This is a genomic window from Niabella beijingensis (assembly GCF_020034665.1).
Lineage (GTDB): Bacteria > Bacteroidota > Bacteroidia > Chitinophagales > Chitinophagaceae > Niabella > Niabella beijingensis.
The window spans coordinates 985,023-1,011,007 of the sequence record NZ_JAIQDI010000002.1 but is presented as its reverse complement, the minus strand read 5'-3'; the positions used below and the strand labels follow the sequence as shown (position 1 = coordinate 1,011,007).

Annotated in this window: 24 protein-coding genes; 4 read left to right on the top strand and 20 right to left on the bottom strand. The window is 48.2% G+C overall.

From position 1 onward, the window contains the following. Positions 1–134: 134 nt before the first annotated feature. The 5 genes from K7B07_RS20370 to K7B07_RS20350 form a co-directional block, all read right to left on the bottom strand. Positions 135–1,010 carry a flavin reductase family protein gene (locus K7B07_RS20370; protein ID WP_223712381.1) on the bottom strand — a complete coding sequence of 292 codons (876 nt, stop codon included), beginning with the start codon at positions 1,008–1,010 and terminating at the stop codon, positions 135–137. After that, positions 1,007–2,026: a fumarylacetoacetate hydrolase family protein gene (locus K7B07_RS20365; protein ID WP_223712380.1), complete on the bottom strand. Its 1,020-nt coding sequence runs from the start codon at positions 2,024–2,026 to the stop codon at positions 1,007–1,009. Before K7B07_RS20365 ends, K7B07_RS20370 begins: the two co-directional genes overlap by 4 nt. A 27-nt stretch (positions 2,027–2,053) precedes the next feature. Then, positions 2,054–3,280, bottom strand: coding sequence for a pyridoxal phosphate-dependent aminotransferase (locus tag K7B07_RS20360; protein ID WP_223712379.1), 1,227 nt, complete (start codon positions 3,278–3,280; stop codon positions 2,054–2,056). Between the two features lie 100 nt (positions 3,281–3,380). Beyond that, the gene (gene hppD / locus K7B07_RS20355; RefSeq protein WP_223712378.1) at positions 3,381–4,148 is read right to left on the bottom strand and encodes a 4-hydroxyphenylpyruvate dioxygenase; all 768 of its coding nucleotides are present in this window, start codon (positions 4,146–4,148) and stop codon (positions 3,381–3,383) included. Next, on the bottom strand, positions 4,136–4,507 hold the full coding sequence (locus K7B07_RS20350; protein ID WP_223712377.1) for a VOC family protein: 372 nt from the start codon (positions 4,505–4,507) through the stop codon (positions 4,136–4,138). Before K7B07_RS20350 ends, hppD begins: the two co-directional genes overlap by 13 nt. Before the next feature lie 386 nt (positions 4,508–4,893). Between K7B07_RS20350 and K7B07_RS20345 the strand changes: the two genes are divergently transcribed. Beyond that, on the top strand, positions 4,894–6,051 hold the full coding sequence (locus tag K7B07_RS20345; RefSeq protein ID WP_223712376.1) for a homogentisate 1,2-dioxygenase: 1,158 nt from the start codon (positions 4,894–4,896) through the stop codon (positions 6,049–6,051). A gap of 152 nt (positions 6,052–6,203) precedes the next feature. Here K7B07_RS20345 and K7B07_RS20340 read toward each other — a convergent pair whose 3' ends face one another. The 3 genes from K7B07_RS20340 to K7B07_RS20330 all read right to left on the bottom strand — a co-directional run bounded on the left by K7B07_RS20340 (position 6,204) and on the right by K7B07_RS20330 (position 9,033). Next, positions 6,204–6,704: a DinB family protein gene (locus tag K7B07_RS20340; protein ID WP_223712375.1), complete on the bottom strand. Its 501-nt coding sequence runs from the start codon at positions 6,702–6,704 to the stop codon at positions 6,204–6,206. 51 nt (positions 6,705–6,755) lie between these two features. Then, positions 6,756–8,525: an aromatic amino acid hydroxylase gene (locus K7B07_RS20335; protein WP_223712374.1), complete on the bottom strand. Its 1,770-nt coding sequence runs from the start codon at positions 8,523–8,525 to the stop codon at positions 6,756–6,758. A 94-nt stretch (positions 8,526–8,619) separates the two neighbouring features. Continuing rightward, the gene (locus K7B07_RS20330; protein WP_223712373.1) at positions 8,620–9,033 is read right to left on the bottom strand and encodes an EVE domain-containing protein; all 414 of its coding nucleotides are present in this window, start codon (positions 9,031–9,033) and stop codon (positions 8,620–8,622) included. Positions 9,034–9,103: 70 nt separating this feature from the next. On the opposite strand from K7B07_RS20330, the gene K7B07_RS20325 reads away from it, so the two are divergent. Both K7B07_RS20325 and K7B07_RS20320 read left to right on the top strand, forming a co-directional pair. After that, complete coding sequence (locus K7B07_RS20325) at positions 9,104–10,228, top strand: NAD(P)/FAD-dependent oxidoreductase (protein WP_338041414.1); 1,125 nt, start codon at positions 9,104–9,106, stop codon at positions 10,226–10,228. Between the two features lie 45 nt (positions 10,229–10,273). Continuing rightward, positions 10,274–11,164 (top strand): DUF72 domain-containing protein, encoded by an 891-nt coding sequence (locus K7B07_RS20320; protein WP_223712372.1) that lies wholly within the window; start codon positions 10,274–10,276, stop codon positions 11,162–11,164. A gap of 172 nt (positions 11,165–11,336) precedes the next feature. Here the strand turns inward: K7B07_RS20320 and K7B07_RS20315 are convergent, their stop codons facing one another. The 12 genes from K7B07_RS20315 to K7B07_RS20260 all read right to left on the bottom strand — a co-directional run bounded on the left by K7B07_RS20315 (position 11,337) and on the right by K7B07_RS20260 (position 24,545). Continuing rightward, positions 11,337–11,717, bottom strand: coding sequence for a hypothetical protein (locus K7B07_RS20315; protein WP_223712371.1), 381 nt, complete (start codon positions 11,715–11,717; stop codon positions 11,337–11,339). Positions 11,718–11,989: 272 nt separating this feature from the next. Further along, on the bottom strand, positions 11,990–13,348 hold the full coding sequence (locus tag K7B07_RS20310) for a TrpB-like pyridoxal phosphate-dependent enzyme (protein WP_223712370.1): 1,359 nt from the start codon (positions 13,346–13,348) through the stop codon (positions 11,990–11,992). A 186-nt stretch (positions 13,349–13,534) separates the two neighbouring features. Further along, complete coding sequence (locus tag K7B07_RS20305; protein ID WP_223712369.1) at positions 13,535–14,260, bottom strand: carbon-nitrogen hydrolase family protein; 726 nt, start codon at positions 14,258–14,260, stop codon at positions 13,535–13,537. Between the two features lie 50 nt (positions 14,261–14,310). After that, entirely contained in the window at positions 14,311–15,030 is a 720-nt protein-coding gene (locus K7B07_RS20300; protein ID WP_223712368.1) for a (Fe-S)-binding protein, read from the bottom strand. Between the two features lies 1 nt (position 15,031). After that, on the bottom strand, positions 15,032–15,466 hold the full coding sequence (locus K7B07_RS20295; protein WP_223712367.1) for a hypothetical protein: 435 nt from the start codon (positions 15,464–15,466) through the stop codon (positions 15,032–15,034). Further along, the gene (gene ribH / locus K7B07_RS20290) at positions 15,466–15,945 is read right to left on the bottom strand and encodes a 6,7-dimethyl-8-ribityllumazine synthase (protein ID WP_223712366.1); all 480 of its coding nucleotides are present in this window, start codon (positions 15,943–15,945) and stop codon (positions 15,466–15,468) included. Before ribH ends, K7B07_RS20295 begins: the two co-directional genes overlap by 1 nt. Before the next feature lie 2 nt (positions 15,946–15,947). Further along, positions 15,948–16,646 carry a tetratricopeptide repeat protein gene (locus K7B07_RS20285; protein ID WP_223712365.1) on the bottom strand — a complete coding sequence of 233 codons (699 nt, stop codon included), beginning with the start codon at positions 16,644–16,646 and terminating at the stop codon, positions 15,948–15,950. A gap of 23 nt (positions 16,647–16,669) precedes the next feature. Then, complete coding sequence (pdhA, locus tag K7B07_RS20280; protein WP_223712364.1) at positions 16,670–17,665, bottom strand: pyruvate dehydrogenase (acetyl-transferring) E1 component subunit alpha; 996 nt, start codon at positions 17,663–17,665, stop codon at positions 16,670–16,672. A 232-nt stretch (positions 17,666–17,897) separates the two neighbouring features. Further along, a complete protein-coding gene (locus K7B07_RS20275; RefSeq protein WP_223712363.1) occupies positions 17,898–19,037 on the bottom strand; it encodes a cytochrome-c peroxidase in 1,140 nt (379 codons plus the stop codon). Positions 19,038–19,059: 22 nt separating this feature from the next. Beyond that, a complete protein-coding gene (locus K7B07_RS20270) occupies positions 19,060–20,589 on the bottom strand; it encodes a DUF6850 family outer membrane beta-barrel protein (protein ID WP_223712362.1) in 1,530 nt (509 codons plus the stop codon). A gap of 1 nt (position 20,590) precedes the next feature. Then, the gene (locus tag K7B07_RS20265) at positions 20,591–21,796 is read right to left on the bottom strand and encodes a DUF4876 domain-containing protein (protein ID WP_223712361.1); all 1,206 of its coding nucleotides are present in this window, start codon (positions 21,794–21,796) and stop codon (positions 20,591–20,593) included. 25 nt (positions 21,797–21,821) lie between these two features. Beyond that, complete coding sequence (locus K7B07_RS20260) at positions 21,822–24,545, bottom strand: TonB-dependent receptor (protein WP_223712360.1); 2,724 nt, start codon at positions 24,543–24,545, stop codon at positions 21,822–21,824. 299 nt (positions 24,546–24,844) lie between these two features. Between K7B07_RS20260 and recF the strand changes: the two genes are divergently transcribed. Beyond that, a complete protein-coding gene (gene recF, locus K7B07_RS20255) occupies positions 24,845–25,927 on the top strand; it encodes a DNA replication/repair protein RecF (protein WP_223712359.1) in 1,083 nt (360 codons plus the stop codon). Positions 25,928–25,985 lie beyond the last annotated feature (58 nt).

Below are 25,985 nucleotides of genomic sequence, written 5' to 3'. Positions count from 1 at the left end.
AAGTTCTTCGTAGCTAAAATACGAACAGATACGTAACAAGCGGTGTTAACGAAATGGTAATTTATTTAGGGAAGCTGTTTCCGTAAACGCCCAGCGGCAGCCGGAGAACAGGTGCCACTCCATAGCGGGCTGCCTCAGAGCAGGGTCAGTAATACCTGCCAGGCTTTCCCGGTCTCTCCCGACCGGATCAGCTGTTGTGCATATTGATGAACAGCCAGCCTGCGCTCCTCATTATTTTCCGGGTACGGCAGGGCCGCCAGCACGGCATCATTAAAATCCGGATCGCGGGCGGGCATCCCGGTACCGTTTGCCAGTATCCCGAGATCATTCCCGGTAAGTACGGTACTGTTCCGGATAACGCCCGGCAACGCGTCCATACCCATACCCAGCTGCGTATTGGGTTTTTCCACCTCAAAAAGATTGGTGGTATCCACCCGGCAGTACCAGTTACCACCCAGGCGCGCTACATGTTGCAGCTTCCGCTGATCAATCTTATTATTTCCGTCCAGCAGTGTCTCGTTAATGTGCAGCAGCAACACCTCACAGATCACCAGGTTGCCAGCCCCTCCCCCGCTGCCCAATGGCTTTACCTCCAGTACCCGGCATTCCATTTTGGCTTTGCTTTCTTTTACCAGGGGTGGCCGGATCAGCTGCGACTGCTCCGTGGTAAAGCCCGCTTTTATAAATTCATTGGCGTCCTTCGGGTATTCACAACTGGCAAGGGAAACCTGCTGTACCATATCATAATCGACGATATTAATCGCTACTTCCGGAACTTCCAGTACGTTCTGCAAGGTATGCTTGGTGGTATTGTCACGCACCCTTCGGGAAGGGCTGAAGATGACCACCGGTGGATTGGTAGAGAAAAGATTAAAAAAGCTGAAGGGACTCAGGTTTATATGACCCGCATGATCCATGGTACTTGCAAAACAAATGGGTCGCGGTGCGATGATATGCTGCAGGTAATGCTGTTTGTCGGGCCCGTTAAGTGTATTCGGATCGATGATCATTTTCCCGGCTGTTTTTTCTTCAATGCTAAGATACTGTATCCGGAAGCATCCCGTTCAAATGTATTTTCAAGAATGCCCAGTCCCTCCACTTCCATCCGCACCCTGTCACCGGGCTGCAGCCATTGTGCCTTGTATTCCGGGTCCTGCAGCTTCCCTGTTCCGTTCAGTTCCAGGAAGCAACCGGTACCCACGGTACCACTGCCGATCACATCGCCGGGATAGAGATCCGTTCCATAAGAAGCCCGCTCGATCAGCTCCGCAAAGGTCCAGTCCATATCGCCCAGGTTCCCCCGGCTTACCGGTGTCTCATTTACAAAACATTTCATTTCCAAATTCCAGTTTTTGCCCGTATGCCCGGGTTTTGGATCGGTCTCATAAGATGCCAGTTCATCCGGTGTTACGAGCCAGGGCCCGATCACGGTTGAAAAATCCTTACCCTTTGCCGGTCCGAGATTCAGCAACATCTCTTCCAGTTGCAGCGTCCGGGCGCTGACATCATTCATGATCATCAGCCCTCCGATAAAAGCATCCGCTTCCGATGCTTTTATGTTCCTTCCCTTTTTGCAGATCACGATCGCCACTTCCAGCTCAAAGTCCAGCTTTTCAAAATGATCCGGCATACATTGTACCATCCCCGGTCCCTGAATGCTGCGATGATTGGTAAAATAAAAAACGGGGTACTGGTCAAACTCGGGGATCATTGCCACACCGCGGTTCCTGCGCGCCGTGGCCACGTGCTGCCGGAAAGCATATCCGTCGCGACAGGAGACCGGGCGCGGTACGGGCGCAATGAGCTGTACTGCTGAAACAGGGACAGGGTTGTTGTTTCCGGGAGTTCCGGATAGGATAGCCGCTTCTTTTTTCTCCAGTTCCGGCCGGCAGGACTCCCAGTTATTCAACAGGTCATCCATTATGCCGGCATCATCCCAGCCCGGGAATGACAGCGGGTAGACCTGGTCGGCGATCAACAGACCTGCCTGTTCCTTCTGATGCCGGATGTATGAGATCAGTTTCATGATTGTTTTTATTTGTAGCTCCTATTATTATGCCAGTTCCATTTTCTTCCGCAACACCTCTTTTAAACGCTGCAAAAACGGTGCAATATCTTCCATGCGACAGGTGCCCACACTAAGGCGGTACCAGTTGTGTGCATGAGCGGTACCAAACACCCGGAACGGCAACAAGGCAATGCCGGCTTCATCCAGGAGGAAGGTCGTTACGTCCTGCGGGAGGTCAATGTTGACCGTGAGATAAATGGAGGCCTGTGGTGCGATGGCATCTATGGGTAGTCCTTCTTTTTTCAGCTCCTGTATGCCGTGGTAGATCCGATCCAGCCGTTGCTGAAGTGCTGTTTTAAATCCACTTAAATAAGCGGCAACCGCTGCTCCGTTATTTAAAAAAGCAGTAACGGCCTGTTGTTCGGCCATCGGCGCCCAGGCCCCCACATGATTCAGCATTGTTTTTATTTTGCTGATCACCGGTTCCGGTCCGTAGCACCAGCCCACACGCACACCCGTTGCCGCAAAGGCCTTGCTGATGGCATCGATATAAATGGTATAGGGCCGCAGTTGCGGGCAAACACTTACCGGACTTACATGTGGTTGTCTGCCATAATTGAGCAGGTAATAGATCTGGTCGTACAGGATGTACAATTTTTTTTCATCCGCACCCCGACGGGCGTTTTCTTCCACCACCATGGCTCCGATGGCCTTTAACTGCGCTGCAGAAAAGCCGGTACCCGTTGGATTCTGGGGCGAACAAAGCGCCAGCAGCGTGGCATCCTTTATATGAGGCCGTATTTCTTCAGCCGTAGGCATAAAGTTATTTTCCGGCTTTGTTTCTATAATACAGGGTACGGCTCCTGTCAGCTGTACATAAAAATGATTGTTCCAGGAGGGCACGGGATAGATCACCTTATCCCCGGGATCCACGATCATATTATAGGCAGCAAATAATAAGGGCCTGCCGCCGCTCCCGATCATGATCTCTGAGGGCGTATAGGAAAGTTCCTGCTGTTTTTCTACAAACGCTGCGATGGCCTTCCGCAGATCCTCATTGCCATCCGCTGCCGGGTAGTTGGTTTGTTTGTTCCGGTACGCTTTTACAATTTCATCTTCCAGCAACTGAGGTATGGGGAACAGCTGCGGGTCAAAATCACCTACCGTATAATTGAGCAGTTGTTCTCCTGCAGCCGCTCTTTTTTTTACAGCATTGCTGATGGCCAGAATGCCCGAAGGCGGCGTATGTGCTGCTAACCGCGATAACTTCATTGAAAATAAAATATAAGATTAAAAAATAAATGCATCAGCGCGGCATCTTACAAACCACGTCTCATTGCCTGCTTCTTACTGACACACCTTCCTGCCGCTTCTACAAATTCCCCCGCGCCTCCTGTTCCCGTTCCAGCGCCTCAAACAATGCTTTGAAATTCCCTTTGCCAAAACTCTTTGCCCCCTTACGTTGAATGATCTCAAAGAACAATGTCGGCCGGTCTTCCACCGGTTTTGAAAATATCTGCAGCAGGTATCCTTCTTCATCACGATCGATAAGGATCCCCAGTTCTTTCAGCGGCAGGAGGTCCTCATCGATCGTGCCAACCCGGTCTAAAACCGTATCGTAATAACTCGAAGGTATTTTCAGGAACTCCACACCCCGTTGTTGCAGGGCACTTACCGTTTCAATGATATTATTGGTAGCCAGTGCCACATGCTGCACTCCTTCCCCGTTATAAAAATCCAGGTATTCCTCTACCTGTGATTTCTTCTTGCCTTCGGCCGGCTCATTGATGGGAAATTTTACATACCCGTTGCCATTGCTCATCACCTTGCTCATAAGGGCGGAATATTCTGTGGAGATATCCTTATCATCAAATGAGAGGATATTGCAGAAACCCATTACCTCTTCATAAAATGCCACCCATTTATTCATCTGGTTCCACCCTACATTGCCTACACAGTGATCTACATAAAGCAGCCCGGTCTCGGAGGGATTGTATACTGTTTCCCATTTCTGGTAACCCGGCAAAAAAGCACCCTTATAATTGTTCCGTTCAATAAACAGGTGTATGGTATCTCCGTAGGTATGGATGCCACTCATGATCACCTCCCCCTGTGCGTCCTCCAGTTTTACGGGCTCCATATAACTTTCGCCCCCCTTTTTGTCGTTTGTATCCAGGCATCGGTGGCATCATCTACCCGGAGCGCCAGCATGCGCACCCCATCTCCGTGTTTGGCGATATGTGCTCCGATTGCATCACTGTTCTTTATGGGTGTGGTAAATACGAAAGTGAGTTTGTTCTGGCGGATGGCATAACTCGCTTTTTCCTTAACGCCGGTTTCCGGTCCGGCATACGCCAGCGACTGGAAGCCAAAGGCCGTTTTATAAAAATGGGCGGCCTGTTTGGCATTTCCCACATAAAACTCGATATAGTCGGTACCCTGCAAGGGAAGAAAATCAGCTGTAGCAGGCGCTGCAGCCACATTGCTTGTGTCAGGCATGATCAATTATTTTAAGGGTAAATAAAAAAGAAAAAGGGAACGGATCAGATGTCGCTTCGGTCGGTAGCCAATGCTTCTATCAACAAGACATAATTCACACGCTTGTCGGAAAAGATCTTATATGGGTAATCAGGTCTCAATCTTGAAAATAATAACAAATGTACGTTATTTTATAAATTGTGGTACCTTTATCCGGAATTATTTTTATGCCCTACTTCAGAAATTTCACCTACTGGAAGGATAAACGCCGGTGGAAATATTGTTTCCTGCTGGCCGCTCTTGCCATGGGCGCGGCCGTTTAGAATGTATCGCTTTTTGTTTATCGTTTGAAAGTACCCATTTTCAAATTCAGCATTCTAAATTCCAAATTCTAAATCCAGATTCACATGCCTCATTATTATACCCTGGGAAAAATTCCCCATAAGCGTCATACCCAGTTCCGCAAGCCGGATGGCGGACTGTACAGCGAACAGCTTTTTTCCACCGAGGGATTCAGCAATGACTATTCCCTTTTATATCATTGCCATCCGCCGACCCAGATCATCAAAACAGAACCGCAGCGGGATCTGAGTCCGCATATAGCCGAAGAAAAAATGCTGCAGCACAGAAGCTTCGAAGGATTTCATATAAGACCCGCAGCCGACTTTCTGGAAAGCCGCGTTCCCATTCTTGTGAACAACGACTGTCACCTGGTACTGGCAGCACCACAGCAGAGTATGGAAAATTATTTTTACAAAAACACCGATGGGGATGAACTGATCTTTGTGCATGAAGGCTCCGGTGTTGTAATGACCCAGTATGGCGCACTCCCTTTTGGTTACGGCGATTACATTGTTCTGCCAAGAGGAACCATTTACCAGATCCGTTTTAATGACGAACACAACCGGCTTTTTATCGTAGAATCCTTTACCCCGCTCCGCTTTCCGAAGCGCTATCTCAGCAAATACGGGCAGCTGATGGAACATGCACCCTATTGCGAGCGCGACATCCGTCCGCCGCAGCAACTGGAGACGATTGATGAGCAGGGTGACTTCCTGATCAGGGCCAAGAAAAGAGGGGTATTGTACGGACTGCATTACGGAACACATCCCTTTGATGTGATCGGCTGGGATGGCTGCTGTTATCCGTTTATTTTTTCCATCCACGATTTTGAACCCATTACCGGGAGGGTGCACCAGCCGCCGCCGGTGCACCAGACATTCGAGACCAGTGCCTTTGTGGTCTGCTCCTTTGTACCGCGGTTGTTCGATTATCATCCGCAGTCCATTCCGGCCCCTTATAACCATAGCAATATCGACAGCGATGAGGTTATTTACTACGTGGACGGCGACTTTATGAGCCGCAAAAATGTTACCCGGGGGATGATCACCCTGCACCCTGCCGGCATCCCGCATGGACCCCATCCAGGCGCTGTTGAAAAAAGTATCGGCGCAAAAGAAACAAGGGAACTGGCTGTAATGGTGGACACCTTTCATCCGCTGATGCTGACACAGGAAGCACTTCAAATCGAAAATCCGGGGTACATCATGAGCTGGGCGGAATAAATTGGCAGGTTAAAAGTAAATAGTGAAATGTGAGGGATGAAAACCAGTGGCTCATAAAATCCGCAATGGCCCTGATAAATTTTGAATAAAGATATCAACAGCTTTGCTAATACTACAAAATGCCTCACTTATTACCACTCACTTACCAAAGATCAAAACGGCCTGCTGTCTGCCGAAGGACCATAAATGGAAGGAACGGCAATGTCATTCAGCCGCAGGTAAACGGTGAGCTGGCCACGGTGATGTACGAGGTGGTTGATCGTGGATTCCAGACTTTCTTTTTTTGAAGATTGAAAAACGACCTGTCCATTGTTCTTCAGGTAAAAGGGTGCTTCCAGGTCGCCGTCCTTTACTTCCGCCAGCGCGGTTTTGGCACCTGCGATGTTCTCATCAAAGTGGGCCACCAACTCTTCATTATTCGTGGGATGGATGTGGGAAAATGTCGCAAAGTCGATCTCATTACTGCGGATCATGGTGGTGATCCATAATGGTATTTCCGCAACAAGCACCGCCAGATACCCCAGCTGCATCGACTTTTCATGCGGTTTCCAATCCGACAGGTTCATGGGAATGCGTTCCAGACATTCACGGGTAGCCCGCACTTCCATATCCAGCTCCCGGCTGAATGCCTGGGCAAATGTTGAATCGTTCATAGTAAATTGTATTTAAGATTTAAAAAGGCGCTTAAAGTTACTGTTTTCAGTTTATGATCCCGGAACCGTTCCCGGTAAAATTTCTATCTGCTTCAAAGTATGCAGTCCGTCATCGATCAGTTTTTTAAATCCGGGATGCTCTTCCTGACGCTGCAACAGCAGCTGCCTGATATGTTCCTGCAAAAGCGGGGTCTCCTTACGGTCTTTCAGGATCTCCAGTACCTCCAGCAAACAAAGCCAGTCTTCGGGGTATTGGTCTTCCAGTATCTTAACAAGATCCGCCAGCGGCGCCGTTCCGGTTTTTTCTTCCCGGATATTCCGCACCTGCTGATACAGTTCATGCAGCGTGCGCGTTTTCCCGCTGTAGACCGAACGCGGCATTTCCCTTGGCACTGTAGTGATCTGCTCATATGCATCCTTATCCGAAGCACCCGAAAATACAGATACGATCTCTGCGCCCACTGCCATATCATAGAACCCCCATTCGGGCTGGAACAACTGCCGGGCGGTGATCCTGTCGATGACCATACATGCTGAAAAACGGATCAACATTATTTTATTATTCCTGATCAGGATATCTTCAACCGTTCCGCGTACCTGTATACCGTTGCGAAACAGCAATTCGGCTGTGCTGCCGGTCTCGATGCCTGCATTCTTCAGGTCACCGGCTGTAAAATCTTCCAGCGGCAGATCATAATCGCGCAGTTTTCCTACAGGCGATCCAAACCCCTGCCCGTGCACGTTCTTATCATGCCCTTCCAATTGCCGGCCTTCAATGGCCAGTGCCGTAGGCCCGGCAGTGGTGATATAAGCGCCGTCGCCCACCCCGGATTCAACAAAAATACCGGACACCTGTAGTCCGGAACTATACACAGCAGTACACAACAACCCGCATGCAATGGCTTTCTCCAACCCGTACACACCTCCTTTCCTGTAAGCGAGTGTAGCTGCAAATGCATCCAGCACCTGCACCAGGTTTTGAAAATCGGGAGTTACAAACAGCTGCGGCTGCGGCTTTGTAATGTCGTAGGCATAATTAACGGCATCCAGCGTGTAGGCGATCTTTTTTACCTCCGGGCGCATACAGGAAACACTTTCCCCGATGGACGACAGCAGGCCGGCCCCGTAAATTTTATACGCTTCCGGTGTACCGATCAGACCATATTCCACCGTCCACCAGTGCAGCCGCGCCAGCAGCGCCATTTCTGAAGGTGCGCCCATATTCTGCTGAATGTATGCCAGCTCTTCTTCCGCCTGCTGAATGTCTTTTTCGGGCGTGCCTGCTAACTCTTTTAATACGGCCAGCCGACGGATCGCTTCAAACAGCTCCTGGTCTTTTTTTGTGAGCATTGCCTTTGTTCCTACTTCACCTGTGAATTGCAGGTAGGCCGCATATTCCGGTTCGCCGATGATCGGGGCATGACCCGCAGATTCATGAATGATATCGGGTGCCGGTGTATATTCGATATGTTCGATCTGCCGGATGTCTGCCGCAATGATCAGTACCCGGTAAGCCTGGAATTCCATAAATGCCTGCGAAGGAATAAACCCGTTTACTGTAACAGCCCCCCATCCGATCTTCTTGAGATGATCATTCATGGTTTGCAGGTCGGGAATATGTTCTATCGTAAGTCCCGCCTTCTTTAATCCCGGGATATAGGGATAATAGGCCACATCCTTCAGGTAATTGTAATTCTGCCGCATCACATACCGCCATACAGCATGATCCACCGCAGTATAATGCTCATAATGTTGCGCAACAATATATTGTTTTAAATGGTTGGGAAGCCGGTCTATGATGGGATTATTATAGTTGTTCATATTCCAAAGACACGCAATTTAAACAAACGAACGTAAGTTAACAAAAAATTACATGTTCTTTCTTCCAATGCTTCCGGCTGTGCGGACAGGATGTTTAGATCTTCTCCCCGCTCATTTTAAGGATGAGCTCCCATTCTTCGGGTTTTACGGTCTGTACCGACAATCGGCCCAGCCGCACCAGGTCCATATCCTTTAGCTGTGGTATTTCTTTTATTTCCGCCAGTGTTACCGGTTTTTTTAACGGTTTATGAGGTGCTACTTCCACAGCCACCCAGCGCTCATCCGTAGTAGTGGGATCCTGGAAGGCCTCTTTTACAATTTTTGCAATAGCCACAATCTCAACCCCTTCATTGCTGTGATAAAAAAAAGCAAGGTCGCCTTTCTTCATGGCGCGCAGGTTCAGTCTTGCAGCATAATTACGCACACCGTCCCAGACCGTTTTTTTGTCTTTTACCAATTGATCATAACTATATTTAAACGGTTCCGATTTTATCAGCCAGTATGCCATAAGAATAAGATTGAAAATTGAGATTTGAGATTTCTTAGTTGTATTTTTATTTTTATAAAAATAAAGAACAATCAGGAAACCGCAACATCAAATAAGCATCTGGGAACAGGAAGCATTTTATGCCTCCCAGGATATCGTTATCATTGGAGCGGGGTTCACAGGGATATGGACGGCGCTTTACCTGCAGCAAAAGTTTCCGTCAAAAAAAGTATTGGTTGTGGAACGCGGAGCTACCTCCGCCGGTGCCTCCCTTCGTAATGCCGGTTTTGCTTGTTTTGGAAGTCCTACCGAGATCCTCTCCGATATTGCACTGATGGGCAATGAGAAAGCAGTGCAGTTGCTCGCCATGCGTTTTGAAGGATTACGGATCATTCAAAAACTCTTTGCCAATGGCGCGATCGATTTTAACATCTGCAAGGGATATGAACTGCTGGATAATGAGCAGTGCCTTGACCGGCTCCGGACCCTCAACGAATGGCTGTATGAGATCACCGGTTCCCCTGAAACCTTTTCGCTTCAGGATGATCTGATTGCCCGCTTTGGTTTTGCCGGCATATCACATCTTGTTGAAAACCGTTTCGAGGGTAGCCTGCATCCGGGCAAGCTGTTAACCGAACTGCACCGGATGGCGGTTAAAGCAGGTGTGCGTTTTTTGTTCTGCACTGAAGTTCGTGAAGTAAAAGAAACCCCTTCCGGTATAAAGCTCACCATGACCAGCGGTCCCGCTCTCCTTACCGACCGGCTGGTATATTGTACCAACGCCTTCAGCAGCCGCTTGCTTCCAAAAATAGACCTGGTACCGGCAAGAGGCCAGGTATTATTGACCGCTCCCGTGTCGGGTCTGCAGTTCAACGGCACCTTTCACTACCAGGAAGGCTATTATTATTTCAGAAACCTTGATGACCGCATCCTGCTGGGTGGTGCACGCCATACATCGCTTCAGACGGAATATACACTGGATGAATTTACCACACTTCCGATACAGCAGGCATTGGAACACTTTTTATCAACCGTCGTCCTTCCCGGGCAGCGCCCGGAGATCACGCACCGCTGGGCGGGTATCATGGCAATGGGAACAGAAAAGATGCCCGTCATCGAGCAGCTGACCGACCGGAGTTTCTGTGCCCTCCGTATGAGCGGCATGGGTGTAGCCCTGGCACCGGTTGCCGGAAAAAAGATCGCGGAACTGATGTGACATACAATCATTATTAAACCATAAAACAGATCACAGGAATACACCATGCAATTTGGAAAAGTGAACAACCCCGGAGCCATTGATTTTTCATTGCCTGAAGATCATCCGGGAACCGCGAAAGTACTGGCAGCAAAAAAAAACAAAAAAGAATTTGAGGTATATGTAGGCTGTGCCAAATGGAACCGTACCGATCTCAAAGGCTTCTATCCGCCGGGAACAAAAGATGAACTGAAATATTATGCCACACAATTCAATGCCATTGAGCTCAATGCTACTTTTTATAAAATGCCCGACTGGAAACAGGTGGATACCTGGAAGAATAAAACACCACAGGGGTTCCGGTTCTTTCCCAAACTGACCAACACCATCACCCATTATAAACGGCTGATCGATGTAAAACAGGAGGTATCCGTTTTCTGCGATGCCGTCAGCAATTTTGAAGACCGGCTGGGAATGGCGTTCCTGCAATTGCACGACAACTTTAAACCGGTTCATTTCGACCGGCTGAAACAGGTACTGGAGGATTTTCCCAAAGGGATCCCCCTGGGTGTGGAGGTAAGAAATGAAGAATGGTTCTCCAGCAAGGCGGTCAACGATCAGTACTGCGCGCTGCTGGAAAAGCAGGGCATGACCAATATCCTTGTGGATACTGCCGGCAGACGGGATATGCTGCACATGCGGCTGACAGGCACTACTGCGTTCATACGTTATGTCGGGGCCAATCATCCCACCGACGTGGCCCGCCTGGATGCCTGGGTGCAGCGGATAAAAAAATGGAGAACAGAAGGATTGCAGCAATTGTACTTTTTTGTGCATCAGAATGTAGAGCTTGAATCGCCATTGCTGGCCGCACATTTTATCCGTTCGATGAACAGTACTTTCGGACTCAACCTGAAAATACCGGATAAAGCCGGAGAGCAGGGGGCGCTGTTTTAGCGCACTTCGAAGTAGAATACAACCGCAAGGGACCAGGGAACGCAAAGGCAGCTATAACCCCATCAAATCTTTGCGCCACTTTGCGCACTTCGCGGTAAAATATAACCGCAAAGAACGCCAGGGAACGCAAAAAACACACAACACATTCTTGCAATCATTGCACCGTAAATACTTATTCTGCCGGATCAAAAAGGACCAGCCGGTCGTTTGGAAGATCATATTCATACAGCCTGCCCTCCTCCTGGTCATAATACAACCATTGCAGGATATTGGAATGCCCCCCGGAAGTACTCGATATTCCTAAAACAATGTAGTTTTTATCATCCCGTTCCCGTTCCTCGATTGAATAGCTGAGGTCCTCATTGCTTTCAACAGCCAGGCGTACCAGTTTGTTCCCGGAACAGGCCAGGTAATATTCTGCTTCCAGGTAAAGCCGGCGCAGATAATCATTCGTGTACTCTTTGTCTCTGGGCCACCAGTATTTAAGCTCCTTTTTGTATTTTTTACGGAACAGGGCTACGGGTCCGTCTTTTGTCTTCTTTACCGCAAGCACCCATTTTGCCAGCTCCGGGCGCTCCCCGTCACCTGCAATATAGATCGTATCATTTTTCCAGGAAACCGCAATACTGTCACCCCGCAGCAGGTTCCGGCCGGTATTCCGGATTTTTCTCCCTGCAGGAGGATAACATTAAAACAATCAGGCAGGCGCCATAATAATTTTTCCTATTCATCTAAAAGAAATGCAGTATACACAACATTTTTGAAAGTACCAGAAACATAAAAGACCGGCCGCGTAGTGCCGGTCTTCTTTTATAACAATAGCCCTTACTGCGGTTGCAGCGCTTCAATATCCTTGAGCGCCCCGGTAAGTTCTTCGTCGGTAAACGAATGATTCACCAGCTTTCCGTCAAAATAATCCTGGTAAGCGGCCATATCCACAAATCCATGCCCGCACAAATTGAACAGGATATTCTTTTTCACCCCTTCTTCCTTTGCCCTGTTCACTTCTCGGATTACCTGGGCAATGCCGTGATTGGCCTCCGGCGCCGGCACGATGCCTTCTGCTTTTGCAAACAGCACACCGGCTTCAAAACATTCCAGCTGCTGGATGGCACTGGCTTCTATCAGACCGTCCTTCAATAGCTGGCTGCACAGTACGCTTGCTCCGTGATAACGCAGGCCCCCGGCATGTATGGCAGCAGGTGTAAAGGTATGTCCCAGTGTGAACATGGGCAGCAGCGGCGTATAGCCCTGTGTATCTCCAAAATCATACATAAATTTTCCTTTTGTCAGCTTCGGACAGGAAGCGGGTTCCACAGCAATGCAACGTACTTCCCTGCCTTCGATCTTATCCTTTATGAACGGGAACGACAGGCCGGCAAAATTAGAACCACCACCCAGCGGGGCAATGATCACATCCGGATAGTCACCGGTATATTCCAGCTGCTTTTTAGCCTCCTGGCCGATGATCGTCTGGTGCAGCAACACGTGGTTCAGTACCGACCCCAATGAATATTTTGTTTGCTCATCTCCTGCGGCGATCTCAATGGCCTCGGATATGGCAAGCCCCAGGCTTCCCGGTGTATCCGGGTTTGCTTCCAGCGCATTCCTTCCCGCCTGCGTATTGGTGCTGGGCGAAGGATATACCTTTGCGCCAAACGTGTTCATCAGAATTTTCCGATAGGGTTTCTGATTGAAACTGATACGCACCATATATACTTCACAATCGATCCCGAAGTGGCTGCAGGCAAAGCTTAGCGCCGTTCCCCATTGGCCCGCCCCGGTTTCGGTGATGATCCTTTTTACACCGGCCTTTTTATTATAGTAAGCCTGTGGGATCGCCGTATTGGGCTTATGCGATCCGCTGGGACTGGTGCCTTCGTATTTATAATAAATCCTGCAAGCCGTGTTCAATGCCTTTTCCAGCGCTGTGGCCCGTATCAACGGTGTTGGGCGCCAGATGCGGTACGCTTCCTGCACTTCCTCCGGGATATCGATATAGCGTTCTGCCGATACCTCCTGCAGGATCAGGTCCATCGGGAACAGCGGTGCCAGGTCTTCACCACTGATGGGCTGTTTGGTTCCGGGATGCAGTGGTGGTAATGGTTTGTTGGGCATGTCGGCCACAATATTATACCATTGGGTGGGCATGTCCTTTTCGTTCAAAAGAATCTTCTTTTCCATTGATCGTATTATTTTTTCGGTTGAATTAAGAAAGACTAATATAAGTCAGTTCGGCTATATAAACAATCGGATCCCGTACATAATATTGGGAACTTACGAGACCAGGACCGGGCGCCTCTTGCGTTAGGCTTTACTGCTTTCCCTGCCGGCGCGAAAATGCCACTCCTTCCATTCCATCAGTAGCCTTTACAGCAACCTGGAAGTAACATGTTCCGTGTCCGTGTCAAAAATCAAAAGGCCTTCCTCGTTATCCAGCTGCCCCGCCAGGCGCCCCTCTTTCGTCCAAACCGAACTTTTCCCGGCACTATTAAAATTGTCGCAATAACCAACACAGTTGGCCATTAGAACAGGTATGGAATAGTTCTTTGCCACTACGGGATAATGGAGCATCGCTTTATCAACTCCCTTTTGCGATTTTGCCACACTCGCCAGGTAAAGGTCAGCGCCAAGCGCTTTTGCAGTTGTTGCATGGTGCATCTGTAAACTTTCGAAACAAATTGCCGGAGCAATTTTTTGGTTGCCGGCTTCCAGAATCAGCTGGCCATCGCCATTTACAAAATAGGGCAATTCGTCTGTATGTAATTCCTGTTTAGAATAGACCTGTCTTGGTACATGGGGTTGGAAAATGATCATGCTGATGTGTATGCCTGCTCTTGCAACCGTTGGCATACCAATACCAATGGTTATTTTATTATTGTCACTTAGCAGCTGAAAATCATTGAACCGCTGGTCCTCCCGGTTTGTCGCCAGCTGTTCCGCCAGTTCAGGCTCGTACCCCGTAACAGAAAGCTCAGGAAAAAAAACGGCCGCTGCCTTATAATCTGCAGCAACCGCTATCGTCCTTTTATGTATTTCAATGTTTGCGGGGATATTCCCTTTAACGGATCTTACTTGTGCAACTGAGATATTCATTAAGGCGTTCCGTTGAATTACAATAATCCGGACAGGCAGTGTATCCTCAACTACCAGCCACTGGCCAGTACATCCGCCAGGTGCATGGTTTTTATGGAATATTTTTTATGATCGATGTACCCCTGTAAATGCATCAGGCAGGACAGGTCCGTACTGATCAGGTATTCCGCTCCTGTGGCTATGGCATTCTCCACTTTTTGTTCTCCCATATTAATGGATATGGAAGGAAATTTCACCGCAAAGGTTCCGCCAAAACCGCAGCAGGTCTCCACATCCTTCAGCTCGTTCAGCACCAATCCTTTTACATTGGACAATAGCGCCCGGGGCTCCGATTTGATCTTGCATTCACGAAGTCCCGCGCAGCTGTCATGATAAGTAGCATTGCCCCTGAGCATGGCACCGGTATCGGTTACTTTCAACACATGAATAAGAAATTCTGAAAACTCATAGATCCTTGCCCCCAATGCTTTTACTTCGTTATGCACGGAGGAGTTATCAAAAAGCGCCGGGTAATAATTCCGTACAAAGCCCACGCAGCTTGCGCTGGGGGCCACAATATAATCACTGCCTTTGAAATCGTTCAGGAATTTTGTACAGACCGCTTTCGACTCTTCCCGGAAACCGGCATTAAATGCTGGCTGCCCGCAACAGGTCTGACCGGCATTGTAGGATACGGTACAGCCAAATTTTTCCAGCACTTTTACCATATTGAATCCCGTTTCAGGATACAGCTGGTCCACAAAGCAAGGTATAAAAATCTGTACGTTCATTTTATTTTGTTTGAGCCGCCTCATAGGCATCTACCGTCATCTTATCCCCACTGATGGGCTCCGTTATTTTTATATCAAAGTTCTGCGGGTTCACGGTAAACAGGTAATAGGTCTCAAAACGGAATTCACCATTGTACCCTGCCCTAAAGTTAACTTCTTTATCAGAAACCGTATCGATCAAAAAAGCAATACCGTGTTTATGATCCGTAAGCGAATCGATATAGCGGTGGCTCTCCGCCACAAAAGGAATGTGTTTCAGACTGTCCACCACCTGTTCTTCTGTGGCAGCCTTTGGCACGGGAGCAACCGCAAGGGTATCCCGGCCGTCGCTGTTCGCAGTACTGTCGGCACCGGTGACCGGCTCAGCAACCGGTCCGTTACAGGAAACGGTCAGCAGCAGGACCAGCGCACCATATAAAAGACAATTTCTTTTCATCAGGAATGGATCATTTTGAGGGCCGTAATGGCTGCTTCGGCTCCCTTGTGCCCGTGTATACCGCCGATCCGCTCCCGGGCCTGCTCTTCCGTATTAACGGTCAGCACACCGAAAATGGTCGGCACCGGCAACAGCAGGTTCAGCTGCAATACCCCCTGGGTTACGGAATCGCATACATACTCGAAATGTGGTGTATCGCCTTTGATCACACAACCCAGCGCAATAAAGGCATCCGGGGCCGCCGCGGTCTCTTTATTCCGCTCCCAGTGCCGTTTTATGGCAAAGGGCAATTCTACAGCACCGGGAACCACAAGGGTCTGGTACCGGATCTTATACGTATCAAAGATCTTTTTGCAACCGGCTTCCAGCGCATCCACGATCGCTGCATTCCACTCTGTTTTCACTAAAATAACACAGGCATTCTCTTTCAGAATGCCCGTATCAATATTGTATAAAGAACTGTTTCCTGGTGTTGCCATTTTTAATTCACATTATAAACGCCCAGCTGCGCCAGGTACTTATCGGCGTCAAAGCCCGGCTGTGTACGCGGAAATTTTTCCTTTAATTCTTTGTAAAGACTGATCGCTTCATTTTTGTTATTCAGCACATGCTGTGCCAGGTAGGCCGCACTGAACAAGGCATCGGCAGAAGCCATCTGATCGGATTCAAATTCGTGTGCCGCTTTTTTATAGTTATCCAGCGCCTCAGCACCTTTTCCCATATCACCATAGGCATCTCCCAGCAATTTATAGGCACGCTGCTGGATCTGTTTTGAATCGGTCTTGAAATCTTTCAGATAACTGATGGCCTTGTCATTCTGATTTAATTTGACATAACAAACGCCGGCATAAAACTTAGCCAGGTTACCGGTAGGGGTACCGCTGTATTTTTTTGCAATCGTAATGAAACCCGGACTAACACCATCGCCATTCAATGCCAGGTTGAACGAATCCTTCCTGAAAAAGGATTCTGCTTTAAAACTCTTATCCAGCGCCTCTTCTATTTTCGGCTTTTGTACAAAAGCCTTATACAGCATATAACCTCCGCCCAGTACTACGATCAGGCCCAGAACGGCCGCTATTTTTTTACTGTGCTTTAACCAGAATACTCTTAAACCATCAACAGCGTTCGAATCTGCAATATGCTCGTTTACAGCTTCTTCATTTCGCTTATCTGCCATTTTTTTATATTGTTTTGTTAGTTTTAATCTACAATGAACGGATAATTCTGGTCCACGTACACATCTTTCAGCACTTCATCATCCGATGGGAAGGGGCTTTCTTCGGCAAAGGTTACAGAAGCAGCCACTACCTCGTCGCAGCGGGTATCGATCTCTTTCAGCTGTGGTTCCGTTGCCAGCTTGCTGTCCAGGATATTTTTGCGGAGCAGGTTGATCGGGTCTTTTGATTTGTACTCATCCACCTCTTCTTTGGTGCGGTATTTCTGGGGATCGCTGATGGAGTGCCCTTTATACCGGTAGGTCTTAATTTCCAGCAGGGTGGGTCCGCCTTTTTCGCGGGCGCGTTTTACCGCTTTAGCCACTGCATCATGAACAGTTTCAGGGTTCATTCCATCCACCACTTCCGAAGGCATTTCATAAGCGGCACCCAGTTTATAGATATCATGAATGTTGGAGGTCCGTTCAACGGATGTACCCATCGCGTAATTATTGTTCTCGCAGATATAGATCACCGGCAGTTTCCACAGCATGGCCAGGTTAAAGGACTCGTGTAAAATACCCTGGCGTGCGGCTCCATCGCCGAAGAAGCACAGCACTACATTTTCAGTCCCTTTATAGTTTTCTGCAAAGGCCAGCCCGGTACCGGTGCCGATCTGCGCACCCACAATACCGTGTCCGCCATAAAAATGCTGTTCTTTACCAAAAAAGTGCATGCTGCCACCCTTACCCTTGGCACAACCGGTGGCCTTGCCATAAAGCTCCGCCATACAGCTGTCCAGGGATACTCCTTTGGCAATAGCCAGCCCGTGATCCCGGTAAGCTGTAATAAAGATATCTTCGGGTTTGGTGGCGGTCATACAACCCGCAGCAATCGCTTCCTGCCCTACATAGGCATGGAAAAAACCACGGATCTTTCCCTCCATCTTATATTTCTCCTCGGCTGTAAGCTCAAATGTGCGAATCAGCTGCATCAATTCATACCAGTACAGGTAGGTCTCTTTTGAAAATTTTGTTGCCACGGCTAAAAATTTGAGTAGCAAAAGTAAGGGAAAATTTCTGATTTCTACCCTCTTACAGATACCACTCCGTCCTTTTTTGCCTTTTTTTTACACCCGTGGCAACGGTTTTTATTTTCCCGGCTGAAATGCAGGTGGCATCGGCCTTGCGTCGCACTCTTGTGCTGCAGTGCACGGGTCAGCAATTATCCTGTTCCCGCAGGTATCACCCGTTGAAGATCAGCCCCTCAGCCGCTCACCGGGGCAGTTCGGGCCTCCGCATCCGGTAAGGCACGCCATTAAGTGTATTTAGAAAGGCTACCAGTTGTGTTTTTTCCTCATCGGTCAGGTTCAGCGGCTTCACGAGGCGGTCCGTTTTGGGAAATAGGGGATCCGCCTTCTGCGCTTCCGTTTTCGGCAATTGCGGCATACCGCTGTTATAGATATTCACAATGCCCTCCAGACTGTGAAATAGTCCGTTGTGCATCCAGGGACGGGTATGATCCAGTTCCCGGAGCGATGGTGTCCGGAATTTACCCACATCTGCCCGGTCTTTGGTAATGTTGTAGCGTCCCAGGTCCTCATATTTTCGTTTGTAATAGGTAAGACCGATATTATGAAAACTGAAATCGGTAAGATAAGTTCCATTATGACAGTTCATGCAACGGGCCTTGGTGCGGAACAGGTGCAGCCCGGCGATCTCCTGGTCGTTCAGTTTTTTATAATTTCCCCGCATGAACGCATCAAAACGGGTGGAACGGCTTTTGATGGTTTGCTGAAAAGCGGCCAGGGCTTCCGAGATTTTTTTAAAACTTACGGCACCTTTTCCGAATGCCTTTTCAAACAGCGGCGGATAGCCGGGGATCTTTTCCAGTTTATCCGGCAGGGCGGGCACATCCATATTCATTTCGTGATGTGCACTCAGGGGCTCTACCATCTGTGCCTCAAAATCCTTGGCGCGTCCGTCCCAGAACAGTTTCGGCCAGATGGCCACATTCAGCAGACTCTGTGTATTGCGGTTGCCCTGCAGGTGGTCGTTACCCAGTGCCACAACCCTCCCATCCTGCCAGGAAAGATCGGGATCGTGACAGCTGCTGCAGGAGATCTGGCTGGAACCGGAGAGGCGGGGATCAAAAAACAACAGCATACCCAGCCGCGTTTTCGGGTCGGTCTCCACCAGCTGCCAGCTGCTGTCTCCGGGTATCGGCTCCAGCTCCTTCCACACCACACCGGAATCGATGGTAGGGTGAGGCCATTGGGAGACGGGTCGTTCATACAATAATCTTAATGAATCAGCAGGCGCACCGGCAGCCGCCTTTCCGGCGTGATTTTTATTCAGCCAGGAGCTGAGTCCCAGCCAGGTAAAAAAGATCGCGATCCCAAAAACAAAACGCATCGTAAATAAATTAAATAACAAACTAAAAACTAACCCCTGCCGTCAGCCAGAACTCATATGCCTGTCCTGAAAAAGTCTTAAACCGGTTCCGCTCTGCAGCTGTTTTAAAATATATCCCCAGCTTTGGCGCCACCGGGATATCATAACGTATAAAGCCCTTTAAACTCAATCCGTCTGCAGCATAGGACCTGTACATGTCGGTTAACATGGCATAAACCATGCTTTCCTCATTGACATCGGGCCAGCTATACCGGGCTTCCGTATTGTGCGTATACCTTCCCTGGATATTGATGGCAAAAGAACTTTTCCGAACAGATCTGAAATAATTCAGCCCGGCCCCCGGGATGATCTGACTGATCATTATTTTCCGCAAAGGTATTGCGTATTGATATTCATCATCCACCCAGTCGATCTGGCCGGTCACCGACCAGACAGCATTTGCTACTGCTCTTTCCAGTATGGCTTTTGCTCCCAGCCGGGTATAACCGCTGGAATACCGGGACGCCCGCCCGATCTCAACATAGCCGGTGCTGGTGTTTCTGTTGTCATAGATCCCTTCGTCGGCTCTGCGCCTTTTTGATGCACCGCTCACCTGAAATAAATAGTTGGAAGAACCTTTCCGCAGGATATATCCCACCGAGCCATCCAGCATGTATTCCGATACGGTGTTAATGGGCGTAAAAAAGATCCTTGTATTTAACCGCTTGTCGAGGTTCAACTGATGATAGGAGGCCGTCACCAAAAAACCCTTCTCCGTCTTTGTTACCCAGTTGATCGCCGCACCATATTGTGTTGCATTAAAAAATGCCTGCGTATTGGCACCCGTAAGCAACAGGTTATAAATACCCATACCAGCATCATGATAAATGGTAGCGCTGCCCAGTTCACTGCTAAAACCTACGGCGTTGTTCTGACGGTACGTAAAACCACCGATATCCAGCCCCAGCTGATAGTGGGTTGAAACCGGCATGGAAGCGGAAACCGTCAGGTCGATCTTTGATGTCAGGTCCTTTGTTCGGGGGTCCCGTGCCCGGAAAGCCTGTTCACCCCTGTACCCTGCGGAAACACCGAGTTCCATCCCCGAAAGCTGCCCGGCGAAACCACCGGAAAAAAAATAGGTCTCGGATTTAAGATCGCCGCCCGCCGTATCCACCATCGCAAGGGGATAGATCAGGTCGTAATCCAGGGTTTCATTATATTTTACATCCCGGAGGGTCTGATTATTGTAAAAAGCCCTACCCCACAAGGTCCTGTTTTTTTGGTTGGTGGTATAGCTGGCTGTGTGTACAAGAAAACCATTTCTGCCGCTGCCTTTCTGTGGCAGAAACTGGTCGTTCGCCGAATTGTGATAGGACACATCCAGTTGTGCAGCATTTTGCGTCCACTGCCATTTTTTCAGCGCCGGACCGGTATAATAACGAGACCTCGCTTCACTCCACTCCGAGTAGCGCTCCTTTACCGCATTTTGGATACTGTCGGTATTTTGAGCACGGCCATAGACCATGCTCAAAACAAATGCCGACAGCAGTACATATTGTATACCCGGGCGCATCTTATTTGAGTAATGACGCACGCGCATCTGCGGTAAAATCTTCTGTTGAATTATTATCATCCTTTAAAATAACACGGCCACCTTCGCCGGTTGACAATACTTTCCGGATAACGCTTTTTCCATACCGCTGCGGGTCCCCGTCAATCGCGCCGCAGTGCGACCATCCCATATCTATTGAAGGTGCCGTAACAATCCAGTTAAATTCAGCGGCCACACTAAGATTTACAGCATCCAAAATGGTATTGTTGTTGATGCGGTATACCTGCGCTGCCGTTTGTCCGCCTGCGGAATTGGTGTAAGATGCCGTGTACAGGTTATTTTGCTTAAACGCATCCAGCGATACATCCAGCTTTGCCAGTACATAGGATTTAAATCCGCGGTTGTGCATAGGTGTGCCATTTCCGAAAACGCGGATGGTATTGGGTACAGCAGGATTGTCTACATTCAGCGTAGGAATCAGATCCACTTCGAATTTTGCGTTGCTCAGATCCATCGAATTGCTGTTAAATTCCAAATGATTAATAGCATTTTCTGCAATAGTGAAGGAAGCACCCGGTTCAATGGGATAGGTCTTGCCGTTACCTGGTATCATATAAATACTGCTGCTGGTAAACGCATCCTTCATAACATCCGGAGTGTAATCCCTTTTTGTGGTTGTAAGAAAGTGAGATTCCGCAACGATAAGACTGTCTGCATACAACACTTTATCCGAATTATTGTGAATGATGATATACTTGTCTCCGTTATAAGTTTTGTCCTCCGGTGTCCGGGTGCCGGTGAAGAATATCTCCTGTATCACAAATCCTTCGGATGCATTTACCAGGAACAGGTCAAGGGCAACCGCCGCTTCAGTCGCCTCACGGATGACCACCTGGTCTTTAAATGCTTTTACATGCGCAGTAAGCGAGCTTCCGTCTTTATCATATTTAATAGCGCCGGTAAAGCTGAATTCATAAGAGCCGGGTGTAAGGTCCGCCGACATTTTCCCCTGGCTGAATGTGGAGATGACCGACTCCCTCCCTGAATTGATTTCTCTTATCTTAAGACTGCCGGAAGTAATCTCTGCATTTGTTACCCCTTCCGGATTGTTAAACGAGATGGCCGTTGGTGCTAATGGATTATAATTGGTGTCATCTTTTTTACATCCTGCTACCCATATACTGAAGAGGGAAAAGATAAACAGCCATTTTAAACTTTGTCGTTTCATCATTATTGTTTTTGATATTATTGATTTATAAGTTCAGATTCAATTCCATACCGAAGTAGGGCGAATTATCGATGCCCTTTCTTATGATGTACACCCCGTTCTCATTATAATAATTAGGCGTATACACAAACATCTTGTTTACAAACATGGAAAGCATTGCTTTTCCGTTCTTCAGCCCCTTGGAAACCTTGATGTTCGACTGCAGGTCGATGGGCACGGTATTTTTTTTGAAAATTTCCGGGCTATACTGCCTGTCCAGGAATTTTATATCGGGATCCCGCCGGATGCTTTCCTCGTTATAAACGTACTCCGTGCCGTTGATATCCAGGTAAGTGACCGGTGTACTTGACTTGTAGGCCATTTGTGAGCTGATGAACCACCGGGACTGAAAAGAGGCTGCAATGTACATATTCAATGTTTTTATGTACACGTCTGCGGTCAGGTTGGTATTAAACTGTTCATAGAACGTGCCGTTATCCTCTTCATACCGGCCCACATATTGCCGTATATTGCCATTGGTAATAACGCTGGTGCTGATGACATTATAGGAGGTCTGACTGTTGGAATAATTGGTCCGGAACCAGGCACCGTTCAGGGTAAAGCGTGTATTGATACCTCTGAAGCGCTTCGTGTTCAGCTGGTATTCTACGCCCTCTTTAACCAGTCCGCTTCCGTTAGAAGGTATCGTATATCCGTGGTATTCCTTTACATCCCTATAAGCAAAATCGCCTACTCCCGGCCTTGTAGTTAGGGTATCAGGGTTAATGGATGCGTTATCGTATTTTCTGTAGGCAAGCGCCTGGTATACGGAAGTCCCCCGGAAACCAGAGTTCATTTTCTCTTTAAAATAAGTTACCGATAACCGGTAGTGATCATAGTTCAGATCGGCATTCAACTCCCATTTATGGTTAATGGCAGGCTGAAGCTGATAATTGGTTGCATCAAAAATATAAGTAACAGCATTTGCCGTTCTGAAAGCGGGATTATTGTGATAGTAATTTAACTGGATCAGGTCTATATAGTTCTTAACAGGATACAGGTCATCAGTTGTCGGCAATTTTGTTAAAACGCCATAACCCGTGCCCAGTGTAATATACAGGCTCTTATCATTTACCAGGAGTGCCGGGAGCGTCCATTTGAAATTGATCCGGGGATCAAAAAATAATTTACCTGAAATCGCATACCGGCGGTTTATTCCGGGACTGCTGAATCCGCGCAGTCCTGCCGACAACATAAAATGATGGTTTTGCAAATTAACATCAGACACATTCTCAACATATGCAGATAACTGCTGCAGCGCCGGGATGTCCTTAAAGGCCCTGGGACGATCTGCCGACCCGGTCAATGGCCTGCTGACAACGTCAAGGGGGAAATTCAGATCATATACCTGCCCCCTCCCGAAATTTTTACTGTAGCGGTACTCACTGCCTATTTTAAGCCGGTGAAAAATACTTCCGGTATGATAATTCCCATTTATAATTAATTTTCCGGAACCGGTAACAGGCTTTCCTTCTACGATCAAATGACCAGCATAACCCGTTGTAAGAAATCCCGCATCATGCACCCCGGGTGCTGTAGTGTTTACCAGTACGGTTGCTGTCCGGGGCTGTATCCATTTTGTAAGATCGATCAGGTTATCGCTGTAACTTACATTGGCAGACAGTTCGGCCGATTTAATAAAACGTCTTTCTTTATAACGCAGCGAAAGCTTATTGTTGAATGCATACCTGTTATTGGTTGACTTGTATTTATCAATACCGGCCAGTGAATTATCCGGATCAGGCTTTTCATCATCTATATTATGAGAAAGATCAAACGCAGCGGCCCAGTTCAGCAGCCGGGTGCCCTTCTCCCAGTTTTTATCCGTCCGTATGGAAGCTGTGAGGCGTTTATAGTTCACAAAATTCTTTGTCGGATCTGAGACTGCATCCAGGAAATCAATATCGGTATTCAGGGACAATTTTCTGCGGGAAAAATAAAACCCCTTCCCTGCAGAAAATAATTTACCAAATCCATCCGCCTTTATTCTTGCGGTTAGAGGTTTTTCACCCTTTTTACGGGTGATCAGTACCGCGCCGCTGGTAAGATCACTGTATTCTACCGAAGGTATCCCCCGGATGACCTCTACTTTCTCGATCTGGTCGGTAGGAATGGTACGCATATCCACTCCTTTTCCCGTAATGTTTCTTGGCCCGTTGGCATCTGCGGTAGAGAACCCTTCTGTGGATTGCATGTCCGCATCAGTAATCAAAGGTGCTCCGTCAATATAAAATCCGGTACCCAGCGAGCTGATATCGGAAGCGTTGCTGTAGTTGCCATTCCTATCAATCGGGCTTTCCCGCAGCCGGATAGGATTTACTTCGGTAAGCCGGGGCGCTCTGGAACGACCGCCCGGTAACAGCTCCATGAGGTCTGCAAAACTGGAAGGCTGCAATACCCGCATCGCATCACGATCAATGATAGAGGCACTCGTAAGCCCCCTGGACTCCTGTGCGGTTACAAAAACCTCCTCCAGCTGCTTGGGATCACGTAAAAGCGTAATTGTTATATTCAGCCGCTCATTTGCGGCCACCTGGATCTTTTTCTTTTGAGTGACATAACCCGAATGCTGAAAGCTTATTTCATAGCTCCCCGGGGCAACCGTCAGGTTATAAGATCCGTTTTCCGCCGATAATACGGTCGGCTTCCTGTCACCCTTCAACTCTATAACAACATTTTGCAGCGCACCGCCGGAAGAATCCGTGATCATTCCGGTAATAGCGGCCGGAGCAGTTTGCTGGGCGTGTAAGAAGGTTGCAAAAAAAAGAAAACAGATTATACTAAAAAGTCCCTTACTCATTCGTTCATGCGCCTTGATCGCGTAGTTATTTTGCCGGGCAAAGCTATCATCCGTTTAATCAAATGATTTACGAAATCGGGAAATACCTGCAAAAAACAGAAAGATGCCGCAGTATTCAAAAAGCGTTAAAACACTTAACTTAGTGCCCGTTGTATCAATAAGATCGGAATAAATTTTCTTTTAGTTAATTATCAACCCATTAAGGCATATTGTTCCAGCTCAATTCCATAGCGCTCCTGCAGTTTAAAAACTATACCAACCGGAATTTTGTGTTCCCGGAAAAAGTGGTGGCCATCTGCGGGAAGAACGGTGTGGGCAAGACCAATATCCTGGATGCCATCCATTACCTCTGCTTTACTAAAAGCTATTTCAGCAGCAGCGATGCCGTAAATGTGCAGCAGGGTGCAAAAGGATTCCGCATCGACGGCAACTTTACACGCAACGGCAATGATGAAAACCTGGTCTGCATCCTGCGTGAAAATGGCAAAAAAGAGTTCTCTGTGAACGGGGAGCTCTATGACAAATTCTCCAAACACATCGGGCTTTATCCCTGTGTGGTGATCGCTCCGGATGATGCAGTGCTCATTACCGGGGGCAGCGAGGAGCGGCGCAGTTTTATCGATGCCCTGATCTCCCAGCTGGATCCGGAATATTTAAAACAGCTCATCCTTTATAACAAGCTGCTGCAGCAACGCAACAGTTTTCTGAAAACAGCAGCAGAACGCGGTGCCCTGGATGAATCCCTGCTGGCGGTACTGGATGAACAGCTGATCCCCGCAGGCAACTTTCTTTTCAACAAACGGAGGGATGCGATGGTAGCCTTTCTGCCAAAAGTAAAGCGTCTTTATACCGATATCGCCCGGCGCGAAGAGCCGCTCTCCCTTCTGTATGAGAGCCGTTTGCTGGAGGCTTCTTTTGAAGAACTGCTGCAGGCATCAAGGCAAAAGGATATTGCATTGCAACGCACCACGCTGGGCGTTCACCGGGATGATATTACCCTGCAACTGGGCAGCCAGCCGTTTAAAAACATTGCTTCCCAGGGCCAGCGGAAAAGCCTGCTCTTTGCCCTGAAATTAACCGAGCTGGAGGTATTGACCCAGGAGAAAAAATTCCCGCCATTATTATTGCTGGACGATGTTTTTGAAAAACTGGATGAGGACCGCATCAGCAACCTGCTGGCACAGGTATGCGGCGAAAAGGGCGGCCAGGTGTTCATCACCGATACCAACCGCGACCGCATCACACAACATATGGAAGCGATCCATACCCCCTTCCATCTTATTGAACTGTAAATATTAAAATTGGAAACACCAGGTTTTCCTTTTAATTTAGGACACGTGAACAAGGTTT